The 4372-nt window shown below is 64.0% G+C and carries 4 protein-coding genes; 1 reads left to right on the forward strand and 3 read right to left on the reverse strand.

Annotated elements, in window-relative coordinates; translation table 11 throughout:
- Positions 1-79: 79 nt before the first annotated feature.
- The 3 genes from PMI38_RS11225 to PMI38_RS11235 form a co-directional block, all read right to left on the reverse strand.
- Entirely contained in the window at positions 80-1009 is a 930-nt protein-coding gene (locus PMI38_RS11225) for a DMT family transporter (RefSeq protein ID WP_008093865.1), read from the reverse strand.
- A 304-nt stretch (positions 1010-1313) separates the two neighbouring features.
- Positions 1314-2723 carry a purine-cytosine permease family protein gene (locus PMI38_RS11230; protein ID WP_008093866.1) on the reverse strand — a complete coding sequence of 470 codons (1410 nt, stop codon included), beginning with the start codon at positions 2721-2723 and terminating at the stop codon, positions 1314-1316.
- Between the two features lie 399 nt (positions 2724-3122).
- Complete coding sequence (locus PMI38_RS11235; protein WP_008093867.1) at positions 3123-3575, reverse strand: Lrp/AsnC family transcriptional regulator; 453 nt, start codon at positions 3573-3575, stop codon at positions 3123-3125.
- A 110-nt stretch (positions 3576-3685) separates the two neighbouring features.
- Between PMI38_RS11235 and PMI38_RS11240 the strand changes: the two genes are divergently transcribed.
- Complete coding sequence (locus PMI38_RS11240) at positions 3686-4300, forward strand: LysE family translocator (RefSeq protein ID WP_008093869.1); 615 nt, start codon at positions 3686-3688, stop codon at positions 4298-4300.
- Positions 4301-4372 lie beyond the last annotated feature (72 nt).

The following is a 4372-nucleotide window of genomic DNA, read 5'->3' on the forward strand; positions in this document are numbered from 1 at the left end:
ATGCGCCGCGCGGGCGGCGCTCGATCTCTCAAACGACAAACCATTCAAGGCATGCCCTTAGGCCCCAACCGCTACTCCATCAATGCGCGCAACGGCTGGTATCGCCCTGTTCCGCCGGTGCCCTGCGCCAGGCGGCAAGCAGGGTCGCCAGCACGATCAGTGCAGCACCGGCCGCCATGCGCAGGGTCGGCTGTTCACCAAACAGCCACCACGCCCCGACGATCGCATACACCGGCTCCAGCGCGATGATCATGCCCGCGGTGCGCGCTTCCAGGCCTTCCAGGCTCTTGACGAAAAGAAACTGCGACAGCCCGGTGCAGAACACCCCCAACAAAGCCAGGTTGACCCAGTCGCTGCTACCCAGGCTGGTGCTGGCCAGGTGGGTGAAGGCGAACGGCGCCACCAGAGCCGCCACCACCACGTTCTGCCAGAAGGCCACTTGCATGGCATTCATGCTCGACGCGCGGCGCCGGTTGGCGACCGTGAGCAAGGCGAAGGCCAGGCCCGAGCCCAGGCCCCAGAGCAGGCCCACGGTGCCGTTGTCGAGCAGGTCGAAGGTCGGCACCACCAGCACCAGGCCAGCGGTGACCATCAGCAACAAGGCGGCCTGCGTTGCACCGATGCGCTGGCCGAACACGCCGCGCTCGATCAGGGCGATGAAGGCGGGGAAGCTGGCGAAGCCCAAGGTGGCGACGGCCACGCCACCGACTTTGACGGCGATGAAGAAGGTCACCCAGTGCGCGGCCAGCAGAGCACCGGTCAGGCCGAGGATCGGCAGGTTGCGCAGGGTCAGTGCATCGAGCAGGCGCGTGCCCTTGAGCCCGGCGACGAAGCCCAGCGCGATGAAGGCGAAGGTGGCGCGGCCAAAGGTGATGATGCTGGCGTCGGCCGCGATCAGGTGGCCGAGGATGCCGGTCAGGCCGAACAGCACGGCGGCGATGTGGGCAACGAGCAGGGCGTTGCGGTGGCCGGTGGCAGCACCGGCTACGGGGATTGAGGTAGCGATCATGGCAGTCAACGTCTTCACAATATGCGCAGGCAAGCACTCCCGACTGGCGCGGCGCGGGTCTTCAATTCGGGGAGTTTTATCGTTATGAGCCCGGACGAACTGTCCGGTGCAAAAGGGCGCCACAGCGTTGGAATTGTGAAGCGAGGCTGCTTACTCGCAAGTACCGCGTCAGCCAGCCCACGGCGCGGGGCTGGTAGATGTCGCCATTATTTTGTTTGGGCGGGTTGTGAAGCCGATCGCGGGCGACGTGTGCTTGTCTGATTGCGACATGGGGTGTTGCCTGGGCCCGTGAAGGCGAAGCTACTTAGGCAGCAGCCAGCTTGGCGCTCATCTGCCGACGACGATAAGCACTGTCACGGCTCGCCAGCCACCAGTACAGCGGCGAGGTGATGACCAGCCCCACCAGCCACGACAGGTCGGCACCGTTGATGTGCTCGGAAATCGGCCCAACGTACAGCGGCGTGTTCATGAACGGGATCTGCACCACGATGCCCACCGCATAGGCGAGCAGTGCCTGCGGGTTGTAGCGCCCGTAGATACCGCCATCGACCTTGAAGATCGACTGGATGTCGTAGTCGCCCTTGTGGATCACGTAGAAGTCGATCAGGTTGATCGCCGTCCACGGCACCAGTACCACCAGCAGCACCAGCACCATGTCGACGAAGTGGCCGATGAAATCCGCCGAAGCGAACACCGCTACCACGCAGCAGGCCGCCAGCACGATCAGCGACAGCACCGCACGGCTCTTCGCGGTGGGGATCCAGCGGTAGGCGAAGGTCTGGATCAGGGTGATGATCGACAGCACCGCGCCATACAGGTTGAGGGCGTTGTGGCTGATCACGCTGAGCAGGAACAGCACCAGCATGATCGGGCCCAGGGTGCCGGTCGCCAGCTTGACCGCATCCATGGTGTCCATGCCGGCGGGAATCGCCAGTACCGCCACCGCGCCGAAGATGAACGACAGGCTCGAACCCAGGGCCGAGCCCAGGTAGGTGGTCCAGAAGGTCGACGAGACTTTCACGTCGGCCGGCAGGTAGCGCGAGTAGTCCGACACATAGGGGGCGAAGGCGATCTGCCACAGCGCCGCCAGCGACACGGTGGCCAGCCAGCCGGCCAGGTTGAAGCCGCCGCGGGTCAGGAAGTCGTCGCTCTGCACGTGGGTGAAGATGTAGCCGAAGCCGACCACGATGCCGATGCCCAGCACCCAGGTGCCGATGCGGTTGAGCACGTGGATGAAGCGGTAGCCGATGATGCCGATGATCCCCGAGCCCAGCGCGCCGATGACGATCCCGACGGGCACCGGCACGGTATCGACCACGCCATGCAGCGATTTGCCGGCCAGCACGATGTTGGAGGCGAAGAAGCCGATGTACATCACCCCGGCGATCACCACCACCAGCAATGCGCCGAGCGAGCCGAACTGGGCGCGGCTCTGGATCATCTGCGGGATGCCCATCTGCGGGCCCTGGGCCGAGTGCAGTGCCATCAGCACGCCGCCGACCAGGTGCCCGACCAGGATGGCGACGATGCCCCAGATCAGGTTCAGGTGAAACAGCTGCACGCCCAGCGCGCCGGTGACGATGGGCAGCGGCGCGATGTTGCCGCCGAACCACAGTGTGAACAGATCCCTTACCTTTCCATGGCGGTCTTGCGGGGGCACGTAGCCGATCGTGTGTTTTTCTATGAGGGGTGCCGAGTTGGCTGCACTGGTCATGACTGACTCCAAGGCAAGGTTGGGCAACGGGGGCTGCCCGGGTACGTGCCGGCGAAGGGCGACGCGTTCTTGTTGGAGCGATGATGCGGGGTGCGGGGGGAAGGAGAAATTAGTAAATATGTGCCCATAAGCGTTAAAAAACCTAAGGCTGACAAAAGGTTAAGGGACGAGTGGTAGCAACAAGCGGGCCATCGGGCTGGAGGGCCCGGGCTTGGGGTGTTGGAGGGGGGTAAACTCAAACGGGTGTGTCGGGTTGGTGCGAGGTGCTCGTTTGCAGTGCAGGTGAAGGGGGCGCCTTTACCGGCCTCATCGCCGGCAAGCCGGCTCCCACAGAGAGAGTCACTACCGCCTCGTGTGGGAGCCGGCTTGCCGGCGATGAGGCCAGTACAGACAGCCCATCTACATCGGCAGTATCCGATCCTGAATCACTTCCTTCATCACCAGCGTCGAGCTCAACCGCTTCACATTGGGAATGCTGGTCAACTGCTCGTCATACAGCTTCTGAAACGCCGGCAAGTCCTTGGCCACCACATGCAACAAGTAATCGGGATCGCCAAACAGCCGCTGCGCCTCGACGATCTGCGGTATCTCGCTGACTGCCGCTTCGAAATCCGCCACCGGCTGGCGGGTCACTTCACGCAGGGTGACGAACACCAGCGCGGCAAAGTTCAGCCCCAGCGCGCTCGGCGCCAGGCGCGCGTGGTAGCCGAGGATGGCGCCGCTCTCTTCCAGCGCCTTGAGCCGCCGATGGCAGGGCGACAGGCTCAGGCCCACACGGTCGGCCAGTTCGGTCACCGAAAGGCGACCGTCTTTTTGCAGCTCGGCAAGGATTTTGCGGTCTGTGCGGTCCATGAGGGAAGAATCTTCCAGTAATCGTGCGTATCCGGGAAATATACGGAAGAAAATCCTCCGGCGAAATCTTTACGCTTTCTTCACCGCCAACCTGTGAAGGAAGACTCAAAGTGGCAATCAGTGTGCTGACGGCGTTCTGGGCCGTGTCGTTGTTGTTCGTGATTACCCCGGGGGCCGACTGGGCCTACGCCATCTCGGCGGGCATGCGCGGGCGCTGGGTCATGCCGGCGGTGGCGGGCATGTTGTCGGGGCATTTTCTCGCCACCCTGGTAGTGGCGGCAGGGGTGGGCAGCCTGCTGGCCGGGCACCCGTTGGCGTTGACGCTGCTGACGTTGGCCGGCTCCGTCTACCTCCTGTGGCTGGGCGGCAATCTGCTGCTCAAACCTTCGGTGCCCGAAGCGGGGCAGGGCGATGCCGAAGAATCCGGTTCGCGCTGGGCGTTCAAGGGCTTTTGTGTCAGCGGGCTCAATCCCAAGGTGTTTCTGCTGATCCTGGCCTTGCTGCCGCAGTTCACCGATCCGCAGTCGAGTTGGCCGGTGCCGCTGCAGATCGTGCTGCTGGGGCTGGTGCACCTGTGCAGTTCGCTGGTGATCTATTCGCTGGTGGGCTATGGCGCCAAGGCGGTGTTGAGCACCCGGCCGGAGGCGGTGAAGTGGGTGGGCAGGGTGTCGGGGTTGGCGATGATTCTGGTGGGCATGGGGTTGATAGTCGGGCAACTCGGCTGAATTCACCGGCCCTGTCGCCGGCAAGCCGGCTCCCACAGGTAGTGCGCTGGCGGAGTACCTGTGGGAGCCGGC

The sequence above is a fragment of the Pseudomonas sp. GM84 genome (assembly GCF_000282535.1).
Taxonomy (GTDB): domain Bacteria; phylum Pseudomonadota; class Gammaproteobacteria; order Pseudomonadales; family Pseudomonadaceae; genus Aquipseudomonas.